The following is a 14,654-nucleotide window of genomic DNA, read 5'->3' as shown; positions in this document are numbered from 1 at the left end:
CTAGCATGAAATTTACCGATCTTTTTGTGAAACGCCCTGTACTGGCCTTGGTTGTGAGTACGCTGATTTTGTTGGCTGGCCTATTTTCCCTGAATAAATTGCCGATTCGCCAATATCCTCTGCTTGAAAGCTCCACCATCAACATCAGTACCGAATATCCTGGCGCATCTGCTGAACTGATGCAGGGCTTCGTTACACAACCGATTGCACAAGCGGTTTCCTCTGTTGAAGGAATTGATTATCTCAGTTCTTCCTCAGTGCAAGGGCGTAGTAGTATCACGTTACGCATGCAGCTAAATCGTGACTCAACCCAAGCCTTAACTGAAGTCATGGCCAAAGTGAATCAGGTTCGCTACAAGTTACCCGAACAGGCATTTGATCCCGTAATTGAACGTTCATCGGGTGAATCGACGGATGTCGCCTATATTGGCTTTTCAAGCGAACAACTGTCTATGCCTGAATTGACGGATTATCTGTCACGAGTGGTTGAGCCGATGCTGTCAAATATTGATGGTGTAGCCAAAGTACAGACCTATGGCAGCCAAAGTCTAGCCATGCGTATTTGGCTGGATGCAGATCGCTTGGCTAGTCGCGGTGTCACTGCGGCTGATGTTGCCAATGCCATTCGACAAAATAACTATCAAGCAGCGCCTGGTCAGGTTAAAGGCGAATTGGTGGTTTCCAATGTCAATGTTTCCACCAATCTCACCAGTATTCAGGATTTTAAAAATCTGGTGATTCGCAATGATGGTCAAAACCTCATTCATTTACAGGATGTAGCAACCGTTGAACTCGGTGCAGCTTCAACTGAAACCAGTGCCTCAATGGATGGTAAACCTGCCATTTTCGTTGGTTTGCAAGCCACGCCTACAGGTAATCCGCTTATTATTGTACAAGGCATTAAAGATAAGTTACCTGAGATCGAAAAAACCTTACCGCCCAGCGTAAAGGTCAATCTGGCCTATGAAACTGCACGATTTATCGATGCTTCAATTGATGAAGTCCTACACACATTTATCGAAGCACTGCTTATCGTGATTGCAGTGATCTATCTCTGTCTGGGTTCGCTACGTAGTGTATTGATTCCTGTGGTGACTATTCCGCTTTCCATGCTCGGTGCTTTGGGGCTCATGCTGCTGTTTGGTTTTAGTATTAACTTACTTACCCTCTTGGCCATGGTACTGGCAATTGGATTGGTGGTGGATGATGCCATTGTGGTGGTAGAAAACGTGCATCGTCATATTGAGGAAGGTCTGTCTCCTATCGCAGCCGCTTTAATGGGTGCGCGAGAAGTCGCGGGTCCCGTGATCGCCATGACGATTACCCTCGCTGCGGTCTATGCACCGATTGGTTTAATGGGGGGACTAACAGGCTCATTATTTAAAGAGTTTGCCTTAACGCTTGCAGGTGCAGTTCTGGTTTCTGGGCTGATTGCCCTGACCCTTTCGCCTGTAATGAGTTCTTATTTACTGCAATCCAAACAGGATGAAGGCCGAATGGCCAAAGCTGCTGAATGGTTTTTCGAACGCTTAACTCAGGTATATCACCGCTTACTACAATTTTCACTACAACATCGCTGGATTACCGTCGTCTTTGCCATGGCTGTTTTTGCCAGCCTGCCTTTGCTCTATCAACTGCCACAAAAAGAGTTAGCGCCTCTGGAAGATCAAGCCAGTGTGCTCACTGCAATTAAAGCGCCTCAACATGCCAATCTAAATTATGCAGAACACTTCAATTATGAATTGGATAAAGTGTTCTGGGAACTGCCCGAAACCAGTACCACATGGATTATCAATGGAACCGATGGTCCAGCGGCAAGCTTTGGTGGCACGACCTTATCCACATGGGCGGAACGTTCGCGCTCTGCCGATGACATCCAGCAGGAACTGCAAGCCAAAGTTGGTTCGGTAGAAGGCACCAGTATTTTTGTGTTCCAAAATCCAGCTTTGCCAGGTTCAACCGGTGGACTCCCAATCCAGATGGTACTGCGCAGTGCTCAAGACTATTCAACGATTTACCAAGCCATGGAGAGTATTAAACAAAAAGCCCGTGAAAGTGGCCTATTTGTGGTGGTCGACAGTGATCTGGATTTCAATAATCCAATGATGAAAATTGAGGTAGATCGGGCCAAAGCCAATAGTTTGGGTATCCGTATGCAAGATATTGGAGAGGCATTGGCAACCTTGGTGGGTGAAAACTATGTCAATCGTTTCAATATGCTGGGACGTGCCTATGATGTCATTCCGCAAAGTATCAATAGCCAACGCTTAACCCCGCAAGCCTTAACACGTCAGTTTATTCGTACCGATCAAGGCACACTGATTCCCCTTTCTACCGTTGTGCATTTAAATGAAACAGTCGAACCGAATAAGCTGACACAGTTTAATCAACAAAATGCTGCAACCTTCCAAGCCATTCCAGCTCCTGGTGTTTCTCTAGGTCAAGCCTTGGCCTTTCTTGAACAAGTCACCACCGAACTACCCACAGGGTTTAGCCATGACTGGCAAGCTGATGCTCGTCAATATATGCAAGAAGGAAATACCCTGTTATTTGCATTCATGGCTGCATTGGTGGTGATTTATTTGGTTTTGGCTGCGCAATATGAGAGCCTGGTTGATCCATTCATTATTTTAATTACTGTGCCACTGTCAATTTGTGGAGCATTAATTCCTTTGGCACTCGGCTTTGCCACTGTCAATATCTACACCCAAATTGGTCTGGTCACATTAATTGGACTGATTAGTAAGCATGGTATTTTGATGGTTGAATTCGCCAATGAGTTGCAAATCCATGAAGGGCTAAACAAACAAGCTGCCATTCTTAAGGCAGCGCAAATTCGTTTACGCCCTATTCTCATGACCACGGCAGCAATGGTGTTTGGTCTTATTCCATTACTGTTTGCCACGGGTGCAGGCGCGCATAGTCGTTTTGGTCTTGGTTTGGTGATTGTATGTGGAATGTTGATTGGCACCTTCTTTACGCTGTTTGTGTTACCGACCATTTATAGTCTGCTGGCACGACAACATAACCACAGCTCTGCTCGCGTACAGGAACTAGAGAAAATTGAGGCGATGGAGTACAAAGCATGAACAAAAAATTATCCTTCGGCATGCCCTCTAATCTGTCGAATCAGCACGATTCATGGTCGAAAATTTCAAGTATTGCAATGATGATCGGAACTTTGGGCATTTCGCTGAGTGGATGCCAAAATATCAGCCCCAAAAAACCGATGATCCAAGCAAATATTGCCGAAACTTTTAACCATCAAGTTAATGCTCGCTCGATTGCAACACAGGGTTATCGGGAGTTTCTTTCCGATCCTCGTTTGGTGCAAGTGATTGAGTTTGCTCTTAGCAATAATCGTGATTTGCGGACGGTAACGCTGAATATTCAGCGGGCACAGCAACAGTACCAAATTACGCAAAACAATCAGCTGCCTGTCATTGGTGCGAATGCCAATATGACACGCCAAGTCTCTGTCAGTAATCCAAACAATCCAAGCTCAACTTTTCAAGTGGGTCTCGGAATCACAGCTTATGAACTGGATTTTTGGGGACGAATACGTCATCTGAAAGGTGCTGCACTGGATCGCTATCTGGCAACACAAAGTGCTCGTGATGCAATGCAGATCAGTCTGATCAGCCAAGTCAGTCAAGCTTGGTTGGATTACGCCTTTGCCAGTGCACATTTAAAACTTACCCAGCAAACCCTTAAAACCCAACTTGATGCTTATCAGCTCAATCAAAAGCGTTTCAGCACAGGCATTGAAAGTGAGCTTCCATTACGCCAGTCTGAAATCTCGGTCGAAACAGCGCGTCACGACGCCGCACGTTATCAGACCCAAATTGCTCAGGCACAAAATTTACTCAATCTGTTGGTCGGTCAACAGCTTCCAATCCATCTATTGGCACAACAGCCTATTAAAACCATGACGGCACGTGACATTTTTGGCACAGGCTTACCCAGTGATTTACTCAATAATCGTCCTGATCTCAAGCTTGCTGAATATCAATTACAGGAAACTGGCGCCAATATTGCAGTTGCCAAAGCCGCATTATTTCCAAGCATCTCTTTAACGGGCTCAACGGGATATGCTTCGACCAAACTCAGTGATCTGTTTAAATCTGGTCATGCGGTCTGGTCGATTGGCCCCAGTCTGGATCTACCGATCTTTGATTGGGGAACACGCCAAACCAATCTCAAGATTTCAAAAATCGAGCAGCAAATCGCGCTGTCGAATTATGAAAAATCGATTCAATCCGCATTTCGCGAGGTCAATGATACTCTCGCCACTCGTGCCAATATGGACCAACGGATGATAGCGCAGCGACGTTTAGTCGATGCCAGTCGTGCAACATATCAACTCTCAATGGCTCGTTTTCGTACAGGAATTGATAGTTATTTGAGTGTCTTGGATGCTCAACGTTCTGCTTATGCAGCTGAACAAGCGTTATTGTTACTCGAACAAGCTCAGCTCAATAACCAAATTGAACTGTATAAAGTCTTAGGTGGAGGCTCAGCGCGATCATAAACCTGAGAGGTTTCAAGAGTAGCTTAGGCTATTCTTGAAGCACACGACATGTCCACAAATAAACAATATGTTTAAGATGGATCAGAATAAAAAAAGAATGCGCAGTGAAGTTATGCGTTTTAAATTTATTCGAATTGCATGCCTGTTTTTTATTTTTAAAATTTTGATGGCTTTCATCTCCATCAAAAATATAGGCTTTAAAATTAAAATGAACCGTTGTTAAAAATTTAAGTTAAAACGCTAAACAATTATTTCTCCTTGATTAAGACCTTCTGCATAAAACTACCAATTTCATCTAAGGCCTGTTCAGACTTGTGAATAAAGCGATTAAACATCTGGAAGTTATGCCACATATTTTCATAAATCTGCAGACTCACCTGCACACCAGATTGTTGGGCACGTTCAGCTAAATGGGTCGCATCATCGACCAAGATTTCCTCGCTTCCTGCCTGAATCAACATCGGTGGAAGATCGGTTAAATCAGCAAAAATTGGAGAAATCAGCGGATTACGGGCTGCTAACTGCCCTCGATACCCATCGCCACCACGTTTCAAGGCATAGCTTTTAATCATCGGATCACGTTTGGCATTTTTATAAATAGAAGCTGAACTTAAGCTGATATCAACATAGGGCGAGATCATCACCATTCCAGCAGGTAAAGTATGCCCTGCTGATCTCAGTTCAAGGGCTAAGGCTAAGGCCAAAGCACAACCACCAGAATCTCCCCCAAAAATAATCTGTTCAGGCTTCCAACCATCATTCAATAAATGTTGATAGACCGATTTAACATCATTTAATGCGGCAGGATATGGATGTTCTGGTGCTCGACGATAATCCAGCATATACACTTTTACCTTGCCTCGTACAGCGAACTCGGTCGATAAAGCGCGATGTGTTCTCGATGAACCTGCAAAAAATGCCCCACCATGACAGTGTAATAACACTCCATGAGTTTCATCTTCAGGCGTTGCAACTTCAGCATGCACAATACGTTGGTCGAATGAGTCTCTCAATTTAATCTGTTTGACCCAAACATCGGCTCTTGGTTTAAAAATAGTTGAGCCCACTTCCATTGCGGTACGCAAAACAGGAAAAGGCAAAGCCAAACCACTGGCCAGCTTAAAACTCAGCCGCAAACCTATTTTCAGGCCCGTTTCAATTAGTTTCTGCTGCATTCATCCCTCCTAACATTACCTCAAACAGTTTTGAATTAACTGGCTTTTTTATTGATTTCGACATCCGTAAAACCAAGTACATAGTCTTTGAGATCACATTGTGATAATCGGGATCGCATTTCAAAAGTCGTCCACGGCCATAAAGTACTGTTACGTCCATTACGATCGATAAAATAGCTACTGCACCCACCCGTATTCCAGACTGTATTTTTTAATGCTGCCTGGATTTCATCATTATATTGCTGCAATACTTCAGTACGAATTTCAACGCTTTCAATCTGTTGTGCCTGCACCTTCTTCAACATATCCAAGATATACGCCAATTGCGCCTCAATGATGATCAATGCTGATGAACTCACGGCAATATTAGGACCAAACATCACAAAAGCATTTGGACAGCCTTCAACTACAGTACCGAGATAACCTTTGGCACTGCCCTGCCACACCTCATCCATGGTTTTGCCATGCTTATTGCGAATCTGCTTGGCAATGGGTGGATTACTCACTTCAAAGCCTGTACCAAAGATAATGGCATCGACTTCATGTTCCGATCCATCACTGGCAATCACGGTATTACCGCGAACTTCTTTTACCCCACTACGTAGGACATCCACATTCGATTGTGCCAATGCGGGATACCATTGATTCGATTGCAACACCCGTTTACAGCCAATGGTAAAATCAGGCAAAAGTTTTGCTCTTAATGCGGGGTCTTTTACCCCTAGACGGATATTCCACTTGGCTAAACGCTCAATCTGACCAACCAATTTCGGATGATGCATGCTTGAATTTAATGATTCAAACACCCCATATACGCCATAGCGAGTTAGGCGCTGTGTGACCGGCAATACTTTAAACAGTGCCTGCGCAAGCTTGGGTAGACTCTGATCCATTTTTGGCAGTACCCATTGCGGTGTCCGTTGAAATAAAGTCAGTTTTGCAACTTTGGTTTGAATTTCAGGAACAAATTGAATTGCCGAAGCACCTGCCCCGACAACGGCAACTTTCTTACCGGTTAAATCAAAATCATGATTCCATTCTGCTGAATGGAAATGAACCCCATTAAAGCTTTCTAAGCCAGTAATTTTTGGCAACACAGGCTCATGCATTGGTCCACCCGCCATAATTGCAAAGCGAGCATGAATTAAACCTTGATTGGTTTTAACGACCCAATGTTTGGCCTGATCATTCCAAGCACTTTCCTGCATTTCATAACCAAATCGTACATATTTTTCGACATCAAATTGTCTGGCTACAGTCTGAATATAGGTCTTAATCTCTTGCTGCGGTGCAAAGACCCGACTCCATTGTGGATTCGGTGCAAAAGAATAGGAATATAGCGCTGATGGAACATCGCAAGCACAGCCTGGGTAGGTATTGGCACGCCAAACACCGCCAATTTCATCGGCTTTTTCCAAGATCACGATATCGGTGAAACCTGCTTGCTGTAACTTAATCGCTGCGCCAATTCCTGCAAAACCAGCACCGATAATCACCACATGAAATTTTTCTATTTGAGCCATAAGTGCTTATCCTTATTTTGATTGCGCCAATTGGTTTAAACGCTGGGTATAGGATTTTCGATCATTCTGATCGAGACCTTTTAAAATGCGATCATCCCCAATGAATTTACGGAACCCTGTATTCAACCAGTGCGGTACCAATCCATAAGCTTTCGGGGTATGGGTTAAATAATTCGGCACCGCAATTTCAGCCAGATTATGCGCTACTGCTTTGATAATCGCATTCGCTACATCTTGCGGTTCTACGGTCGGAATCGGCAAACTGTCTCCTGTTCCAGAGGACAATTCGGTTAAGACCTTGGATGGTAAAACAGCGGATACACCAATCGGCGTGTCTCTTAATTCCTGTTGCATTGAAGCAGTGAGTCCTACCACTGCAAATTTCGTCGCGCAATAAATACTGGCACCTGGAATCGGATATTTACCAGCGAGAGAAGCCACATTGACGATATGACCTGTTTGGCGTTGCAGCATTTTAGGCAGTACTGCTTTCATGCCATGAATCACACCGCGTAAATTAATATCAATTTGCGCATCAGTAATCGCAGGGCTTTCATCAATCATTGCGCCCATCGGCATAATGCCTGCGTTGTTCACCAAGATATCTACGGGCCCAAGTGCTTTTTCAATTTGTTCAATTAATTCATGAAATGAGTTTTGTACCCGCACATCCAAATAGCCACCAAAACCTTGCACTTTAATGGCCGCTTGTTGCGCCAGTTCCAGATCAATATCACCGATTGCCACTTTAGCGCCAAGTTTTCGGAATGCGATTGCTGTGGCTAAACCAATCCCTCGCCCACCACCCGTGATGAGTACAACTTTGTTTAAAAAACTGAGTTTATTCCCCATTTTAAACATCCTTTGTTGAGTTAAAAATCACCAATTCGGAACATAATGTCATTTGCGGAATGATGTGTCAATTTTCTTAAATTTTGTTTTATCGTATTTCCGATAAAGTTCTGATAAAATTTTTGGCATGAATGATCAAACAACTCTCTCGCGTGCTGAGCGCCAACGTATTCAATTACAAGCAGAAATTATTGAAGCTGCTTTTTTGGAATTTTCTGAACGCGGTTATCATCAAACTGCGATCTCTGACATTGCCAAAAGACTGGGTATCGGTCATGGTACTTTCTATCGTCATTTTGAGAATAAGCGAGATATTCTGGATAAAGTCATTGTCGATACCATGTTTAAAATTACAGCTTTGTTGGCCGATGAAAATGCGCCAGATGCAGTATCGACCTTAGACGCTTATCGAACGCAATGTGAAAGGATTTCCAGTAAATTTCAGGAATTTGCCAAAGATAACCCACGCGCTGTGCGCTTAATTCTGCTCGAAGCCACTTCAATTGATAAAGAAATGACAGCACAGGTGCATAACCTGCTACACCTCGGTGGCTTACTTACCGCAGACTATTTAAAAAATGGCGTTAAATGCGGTTATTTAAAAGCGGATCTGGATACCGAAATGACTGGGCATGCCATCGTCGGTATGATTATCGCAGGTGCATTTAAGTTCTTATCCACACCTGCTGATTCTGATGTGCTCAAAAAATATAGCGATGCTGCTATTCAAATGATGATGGCAGGCATCGCCTAAAGTGAAAGAAGCGTTCCTATCTAAGTTGGCTTAAACTCAGGCATATTGTTTAAATAAGCCAAGGCTTGTGCTGTTGAGCCTTCATTTAAGGGACTATGATTCGGGTTAAAATAACGTAAACAGGCACGTGCAATATAGCTTGCTCGCGGCACGCGATCCTGTCTCGCTGCACGAAAATAATCTTTATAGCGAAAACGATGTGGCAATTGAGGGTCTTTAGCCACCAAAGTTTCTACGGTGATATAGGCCAATACAATAAATAAAGGAAAAGTAAAAACAGCTGCACCCGTGCGTAGCAAAATATTATTACTAAAGTGTCGAAACATCGCATCTGCCACTTCACGATGCTCTACTTCTTCAGCGCCATGCCATTGCAATAAACGTAGCATTTGTTCATCGACAGGTGCTTGCTGTAGTCCCTCAGCATTGAGCACCCAATGTCCTAGCACGCCGGTTAAATGCTCCGCAGCTGCGACCATGGCAAGGCGTGTGTTTAACCACGTGGATTTTAACCGAGTGTGCTTTAATGCATAACCCAATGGTTTTGGGCCAAGTAGGTCGTTAAATATCCAGTTCATCATTTTACTATAGCGACTTAAATCAATCCCTAAGGCTTCGATATGCCGCGTCCCTAAAGTATGTCCATAGCTATGCGCACCTTCCTGTTTAATGAAAGCAATCACAGCTATTTTTAATTGCTCATCTTGAATAAAAGGTAGTGCATCTCTAAAAGTCTGGCAGAACCAACGCTCAGGTGCAGGGGTAATCGGATTAATTAAATTCAGCATCTGCGTTGCCATTGGATCATCATAAATCCAGTGGCTCGGTGTTTCTGCAAAATCAAATACTGGACGTCGAGGAATAATAGGATGGGTTTCCTTGATTAAACCTTTCATAAGTTAGCTCCTGATCTAAAAGCTCGTGACCACTATTCCTGCGTCAAAATATTGAATCCCATACGCGGACCAAAGGCCACCAAGGTTTTGATCAAGCCCTTAATCGCTTTCGGTTTTTGCCCACGACTGATACGACGGAATTGGGCGGCATGCCAAGCCAGTTGCAGATAGGCATCGACGGGCTTATAGCCAATAGCTGGAATTTTTGCATCAGCAACAACGGATTTACCCGCCAAGAGCTGTTTGGCTAGATCAGGTTGCATTGCAAATGGTCGAGCAAGTCCCACCAAATCTACAGTGCCATCAGCCACAATACGATTCATCAGCTCTACATTGCGTAACCCACCCGTGAGCATCAATGGTAATTTGCTGTGTTGACGCAATGCCTTGGCATAATCAAGAAAGTAGGCATCGCGCTGAGCCTGACGCTCAGGTGCATATCCCAATTGAGCTGGTGACTCATAATTCCCACCTGACACTTCCAGTAAATCGATACCTTCAGCTTCTAAGGCCAAGGCAATCTGCACCGATTCTTCCTGACTCAAGCCCCCCTTTTGGAAATCGGCAGAATTCAGTTTGACACTGAGAATTTTATTTTTACCAATGGCTTGACGCACAACTCGAACCGTTTCGATCAAAATACGGCGGCGATTTTCTGGGCTTCCACCCCATTGATCGGTACGGGTATTCGCCAAAGGTGATAAGAATTGCGACAACAAATAACCATGGGCAGCATGGACTTGTACCCCATCAAAACCTGCTTTTACAGCAAGTGCCGCAGTCGTTGCAAAACGCTGAATTTGTTCCAATATTTCTGTTTCAGACATCGCACGTGGCACACGAATCAGATTCATTGCAGGCAAATCTAGCCCCACTGCTGATGGTGCAATGGGCTTTTTCAATAAGGGTAAGACCGCAACACGACCTGGGTGGTTGATTTGCATAATAATCTTGCTGCCATTGGCCTGTGCTGCTTGTGCCCAGAGTTTATGGGCCTGCAAGAATTGCTCATCTTCTAAAACCACATTTCTTGGCTCAACAAAGGCACGATGATCAATCATCACATTGCCGGTGATTAGCAGACCTGTTCCACCTCTGGCCCATTCGGCATAAAGCTGCTGTATATCAGTGGTCGGCGAGCCATGTCGATCTGCCAATTGTTCACTCATGGCGGACTTTGCAATTCGGTTGGGAATGCTAGTTCCACATGCCAAACGCAGCGGTTGCTGTAAAGCAGGATTTGAGAACGTAGATTGTGTCATTTTCATTCTTCCTAAATTATTCATGTATAGATAAACCACGCGATTGCTGGTCCTCTGCGATGCCAAAAGGTCACGCTAAATATTGCTGTTTGAGTCGATTGACCTGATTACGATTGTCATGCTGCCAAGGATGAAAATCTGCTGAGAAAAAATCGCGATACGGCCTGCCAATCCTTCTGATTAAACCTTTTCGTCCAAACAAATAACTGAGCCCTTGATATAGCCCTTTCAAATCATCTTGTTTGCCTGAATGCTGTAAAAGCTCGATGGTTCCACGCATAGTGATCATCACAAAAGAAAGAGTTGTTTCCAGCATCACCAACCTCAGGAAATAAGGTCGATTAACCAAACTTTGATACACATCAAATGCCACCGCTTTGTGTTCGGTTTCTTCTATGGCATGCCACGCCCAGATTTTTCTCACCTGCGCATTAAACAAAGCCAAATCTTCAGGTGCAGTCGCAATAAAATAATCCGCAAGAATTGCCGTTAGATGCTCCATGCATACCGTACACGCCAACTGATGCGCAGGAGAAAATTGTGTCTGCATCAAACGATTCATCTTTTTAAATCGCTTATAAATTCGATCGACTGGATAACCCTTTTTCAGCATCATGGCATTCAATACATCGTGTTCTTTACCGTGGTGTGCTTCTTGACCAATAAAGGCACGCACTTGTTTCAGTAAAACAGGATCTTTGATCTGTGATTGATAAAGGCGCACGCTATGAATAAACTGCCGCTCTCCATCAGGAAATGCACTGGATAAGGCAGTCAGCAACATGCTCAGTAAAGGATTCTGGTGAAACCAAAACTCTGGGATTTCATCTGGAAAAGAAAAATCCATGTTACGTACATGAATCTCAATCGAAGCAGAAACTTGACGATAGTCAGCAATCGTAGGCTTTGAAGAAACAGCAACAATATTCATCACCTGACCCTCCGTTATAAAACACGCGGATTAAATTGGCGCAGTAAAAATAATGGGGTGCGTAACCGTGGAATCTGAATGGGCGGAATAAGGCCACCAGACAAATCCACCCGATGCAAACGCGCATCCACCAACTTGCCTAAGCCCATTTCATGCAAAGGATCATTCACCGTACCGGTAAAGCGTAATTTCATTTCGACACGGCGAACTTCAACAGGATGTTCTTTTGGAGTAAATCGCACTTCTCTTGGTAAACCTAAGCCTAAACCACCTGTCATATTGCGATGCGGCAAACCTAAAATGGGTGGTGCATCCGTTATTAACTCACCCAGTTTGGCTTCCATTTCAATCAAGACCGTTCCACGGCGCGATGCCTGACTGAGAATGCGAGAACCATTATTGTCCCAACTGATTTCCCCCATTTTTTTCGGATAACCCAGCAATTCACGCCCAATAATCATGGCGCGATCATCATCCAAGATCATCCACGGGCAAAAGATGCCTGTTTTATTGCCGACCTGAATATGCACAAATAAACCTGCCTCGTGATACGCCCCTGTATAGACATTTTCTGGGAAATAGGCACAAAACAAATCCGCTCTGGCAGGTTTGGCCAGCTTCATGCCAGCAGGTAACCAACGAGCCATCGCCTTCTCATTCACCTCGACGACAGCAGTTAAATATTGCGCATTGTGATAGAGCTTATTTCCCAGATTAGCAAGGCCGATGGGTGTTCGCAGGTCATTAATCAACTGTCTCATGCTTTTAACCTCGAAAAGACTTGCTTTAATATCGGTAACAGGATGATGCGCGGGGTATAGCGTCCACCAAGGGTTTGGGCTTGAGCAAGCCATCCAGGAATCACAATCCGACGATTGCATTGCATGCCTTGAATCGCCTCTTTGGCAACACGTTCTGCCGACACCCAGACCAGATTGCCCCCAATTCCATCAATTTTGCTGATGCCTGCCACTTCATTGAACCCTGTTTTGGTTGGGCCAGGTGCCAATAAGGTACAGCTCACACCCGTGCCGCTCAGCTCACTATGCAGTGATTCAGCAAAAGAGTTGGCAAAGGCTTTGCTTGCGGCATAGGTTGCGTTAGCTGGTGTTGGTTGATGACCTGAGGTCGAACCCACAATCAGAATTGCACCTGTTCGACGCTGAATCATTTTCGGCAATACCGCTAAAGTCAGATCCTGCACTGCCACCGTATTCACTTCGGTCTGTTCACGTTCCCGATCTGCATCCAATTCGTGCAAACGTCCGAAAGTGGCAAAACCTGCGTTATTGCATAGCACAGCGACATTGATCTGCTCTAACTCTTTGCGGAACGCGGTTCTATCTTGACGATCCGCAAGATCACAAGGACGTAAAGTAACTTCAACTTGGTATTTTTCACGTAGATGACTGGCAAGTGCTTCTAATTTATCGACACGTCGGGCAACCAAAATAAGTGAATAGCCTCGTGCTGCAAATTGTTTTGCCAATGCTTCTCCAATACCAGAGGACGCGCCGGTAATTACAACGGGGGAATCTTTAATAGGAAGAGGTAAACTCATTACCAATACTCAGATCAATAGAATAATCCTAGTATCTAAGAGCTAAAACTTGAGCGTGAGCGGTAATTCAGCCATACTGCTAATCATTTTCGGCCAAATTAAAACAAGAAATGAAAGATCCCTATGGCTTATCCAAAGCCAGTATTCCGATTTCTTATGTGCATTTACTCTTGGAAATTATGGTTGAAAAGCAATTTTCGGCATCAGAAATTTTGCAGAAGAGTAGAATCCCATCTTCCCTGCTACATCAATTAGATGCACGCATTAGCCCAAAGCAATGGTCAAAATTAGCCTGGATCTGTTTAAGCTTGGCCAAAGATGCAGGATTAGGCTATGAATATGGATTGAAACTACGTCTCACCGCCCATGGCCCAATGGGCTATGCTCTGATGAGCAGCGCTTCTTTACGACAGTCGATTGAACTCGCAACACAATTTTTCAATATGCGGCTCAAAGATTACCGAATTGATTTTTTTGAACAAGAACAACATTCCATTATTGAAATCAAGCAAACCCATCCTGTCGTCAGTCAGCATGCCGAACAGGCGGAAATTTTAAGACGATTTTTTTATGAATGTCTGATGATTGGTATTGTACAAACGGGACGCTCACTAACCGAGCGTGATTTTTCAGATGTTCAACTTCAGGTGGATTGGTCTGAGCCACCTTACCATCAACAATTTCAAACTCAGCTTCCACTAATCCATTTTGATCAAACCAAAAACCAGATTTGCTACCCAGCATCCATCCTCAACCATACCACCAAAATGGCAGATCCTACTGCTTTTCAACAGGCTTTAGCACAATGTGAAGCTGAACAAATCCGCTTTTCCGAAACCATTCAAGATATTGGCTTACGTGTTAAAACAGAATTAGTTCTCATGCCGCAAAAAGGTTATCCAAGTCTAGATCATGTTGCGGAACGTCTGCATATGTCGAGTCGTACCTTGCGACGACATTTGGATGAAGCAGGTTATTCTTATCTGGGGCTATTAGATGAAATAAGATATCAGGAAGCACAAAAACTTCTGCACAACAAGCATATGGAAATACAAGATATTGCGCTGTACTTAGGCTATCTACAGCCTGCCAACTTTGCCCGTGCCTTTAAAAAATGGAGTGGTGTGACACCGAGCCAATTTCGTCAAACCCAAATTTAAAACACGAAC

The 14,654-nt window shown here is 44.1% G+C and carries 12 protein-coding genes; 4 read left to right on the top strand and 8 right to left on the bottom strand.

Annotated features, from left to right (window positions below):
* Positions 1–5 precede the first annotated feature (5 nt).
* Positions 6–3,089 carry a MexW/MexI family multidrug efflux RND transporter permease subunit gene (locus MMO42_RS14530; protein WP_241321051.1) on the top strand — a complete coding sequence of 1,028 codons (3,084 nt, stop codon included), beginning with the start codon at positions 6–8 and terminating at the stop codon, positions 3,087–3,089.
* Positions 3,086–4,531: an AdeC/AdeK/OprM family multidrug efflux complex outer membrane factor gene (gene adeC / locus MMO42_RS14525; protein ID WP_277603347.1), complete on the top strand. Its 1,446-nt coding sequence runs from the start codon at positions 3,086–3,088 to the stop codon at positions 4,529–4,531. Before MMO42_RS14530 ends, adeC begins: the two co-directional genes overlap by 4 nt.
* A gap of 248 nt (positions 4,532–4,779) precedes the next feature.
* Here adeC and MMO42_RS14520 read toward each other — a convergent pair whose 3' ends face one another.
* The 3 genes from MMO42_RS14520 to MMO42_RS14510 are packed head-to-tail and all read right to left on the bottom strand — an operon-like array spanning position 4,780 to position 8,081.
* Positions 4,780–5,706 (bottom strand): alpha/beta hydrolase, encoded by a 927-nt coding sequence (locus MMO42_RS14520; protein WP_241321050.1) that lies wholly within the window; start codon positions 5,704–5,706, stop codon positions 4,780–4,782.
* 35 nt (positions 5,707–5,741) lie between these two features.
* On the bottom strand, positions 5,742–7,229 hold the full coding sequence (locus tag MMO42_RS14515) for an NAD(P)/FAD-dependent oxidoreductase (RefSeq protein ID WP_241321049.1): 1,488 nt from the start codon (positions 7,227–7,229) through the stop codon (positions 5,742–5,744).
* A gap of 12 nt (positions 7,230–7,241) precedes the next feature.
* Complete coding sequence (locus MMO42_RS14510) at positions 7,242–8,081, bottom strand: SDR family oxidoreductase (RefSeq protein ID WP_241321048.1); 840 nt, start codon at positions 8,079–8,081, stop codon at positions 7,242–7,244.
* Between the two features lie 127 nt (positions 8,082–8,208).
* Here MMO42_RS14510 and MMO42_RS14505 point away from each other — a divergent pair, with 127 nt between their 5' ends.
* Complete coding sequence (locus tag MMO42_RS14505) at positions 8,209–8,835, top strand: TetR/AcrR family transcriptional regulator (protein WP_005292452.1); 627 nt, start codon at positions 8,209–8,211, stop codon at positions 8,833–8,835.
* A 20-nt stretch (positions 8,836–8,855) separates the two neighbouring features.
* On the opposite strand, the gene MMO42_RS14500 is transcribed toward MMO42_RS14505, so the two are convergent.
* From MMO42_RS14500 to MMO42_RS14480, 5 genes are all read right to left on the bottom strand, one after another.
* On the bottom strand, positions 8,856–9,731 hold the full coding sequence (locus tag MMO42_RS14500) for a metal-dependent hydrolase (protein ID WP_241321047.1): 876 nt from the start codon (positions 9,729–9,731) through the stop codon (positions 8,856–8,858).
* Positions 9,732–9,763: 32 nt separating this feature from the next.
* Positions 9,764–10,993: an NADH:flavin oxidoreductase/NADH oxidase family protein gene (locus MMO42_RS14495; protein WP_241321046.1), complete on the bottom strand. Its 1,230-nt coding sequence runs from the start codon at positions 10,991–10,993 to the stop codon at positions 9,764–9,766.
* 70 nt (positions 10,994–11,063) lie between these two features.
* Positions 11,064–11,924: a metal-dependent hydrolase gene (locus MMO42_RS14490; RefSeq protein ID WP_241321091.1), complete on the bottom strand. Its 861-nt coding sequence runs from the start codon at positions 11,922–11,924 to the stop codon at positions 11,064–11,066.
* Between the two features lie 14 nt (positions 11,925–11,938).
* Positions 11,939–12,685 (bottom strand): acetoacetate decarboxylase family protein, encoded by a 747-nt coding sequence (locus tag MMO42_RS14485; protein WP_241321045.1) that lies wholly within the window; start codon positions 12,683–12,685, stop codon positions 11,939–11,941.
* Entirely contained in the window at positions 12,682–13,485 is an 804-nt protein-coding gene (locus tag MMO42_RS14480; RefSeq protein ID WP_241321044.1) for an SDR family oxidoreductase, read from the bottom strand. Before MMO42_RS14480 ends, MMO42_RS14485 begins: the two co-directional genes overlap by 4 nt.
* A 110-nt stretch (positions 13,486–13,595) precedes the next feature.
* Here MMO42_RS14480 and MMO42_RS14475 point away from each other — a divergent pair, with 110 nt between their 5' ends.
* Positions 13,596–14,645 carry an AraC family transcriptional regulator gene (locus tag MMO42_RS14475; RefSeq protein ID WP_241321043.1) on the top strand — a complete coding sequence of 350 codons (1,050 nt, stop codon included), beginning with the start codon at positions 13,596–13,598 and terminating at the stop codon, positions 14,643–14,645.
* Positions 14,646–14,654: the final 9 nt, after the last annotated feature.

It is taken from the genome of Acinetobacter sp. ANC 3882, from assembly GCF_022549545.1.
Taxonomy (GTDB): domain Bacteria; phylum Pseudomonadota; class Gammaproteobacteria; order Pseudomonadales; family Moraxellaceae; genus Acinetobacter.
The sequence above is the reverse complement of the archived record's forward strand: the minus strand, read 5'-3'. Positions and strand labels throughout refer to the sequence as shown.

Bases quoted from the DNA above. Each gene is read 5' to 3' on its own strand.
- MMO42_RS14520 (WP_241321050.1), bottom strand. From the start codon at position 5,706: ATGCAGCAGAAACTAATTGAAACGGGCCTGAAAATAGGTTTGCGGCTG.
- MMO42_RS14475 (WP_241321043.1), top strand. From the start codon at position 13,596: ATGAAAGATCCCTATGGCTTATCCAAAGCCAGTATTCCGATTTCTTAT.
- MMO42_RS14515 (WP_241321049.1), bottom strand. From the start codon at position 7,229: ATGGCTCAAATAGAAAAATTTCATGTGGTGATTATCGGTGCTGGTTTT.
- adeC (WP_277603347.1), top strand. From the start codon at position 3,086: ATGAACAAAAAATTATCCTTCGGCATGCCCTCTAATCTGTCGAATCAG.
- MMO42_RS14480 (WP_241321044.1), bottom strand. From the start codon at position 13,485: ATGAGTTTACCTCTTCCTATTAAAGATTCCCCCGTTGTAATTACCGGC.
- MMO42_RS14510 (WP_241321048.1), bottom strand. From the start codon at position 8,081: ATGGGGAATAAACTCAGTTTTTTAAACAAAGTTGTACTCATCACGGGT.
- MMO42_RS14500 (WP_241321047.1), bottom strand. From the start codon at position 9,731: ATGAAAGGTTTAATCAAGGAAACCCATCCTATTATTCCTCGACGTCCA.
- MMO42_RS14505 (WP_005292452.1), top strand. From the start codon at position 8,209: ATGAATGATCAAACAACTCTCTCGCGTGCTGAGCGCCAACGTATTCAA.
- MMO42_RS14490 (WP_241321091.1), bottom strand. From the start codon at position 11,924: ATGAATATTGTTGCTGTTTCTTCAAAGCCTACGATTGCTGACTATCGT.
- MMO42_RS14495 (WP_241321046.1), bottom strand. From the start codon at position 10,993: ATGACACAATCTACGTTCTCAAATCCTGCTTTACAGCAACCGCTGCGT.
- MMO42_RS14530 (WP_241321051.1), top strand. From the start codon at position 6: ATGAAATTTACCGATCTTTTTGTGAAACGCCCTGTACTGGCCTTGGTT.
- MMO42_RS14485 (WP_241321045.1), bottom strand. From the start codon at position 12,685: ATGAGACAGTTGATTAATGACCTGCGAACACCCATCGGCCTTGCTAAT.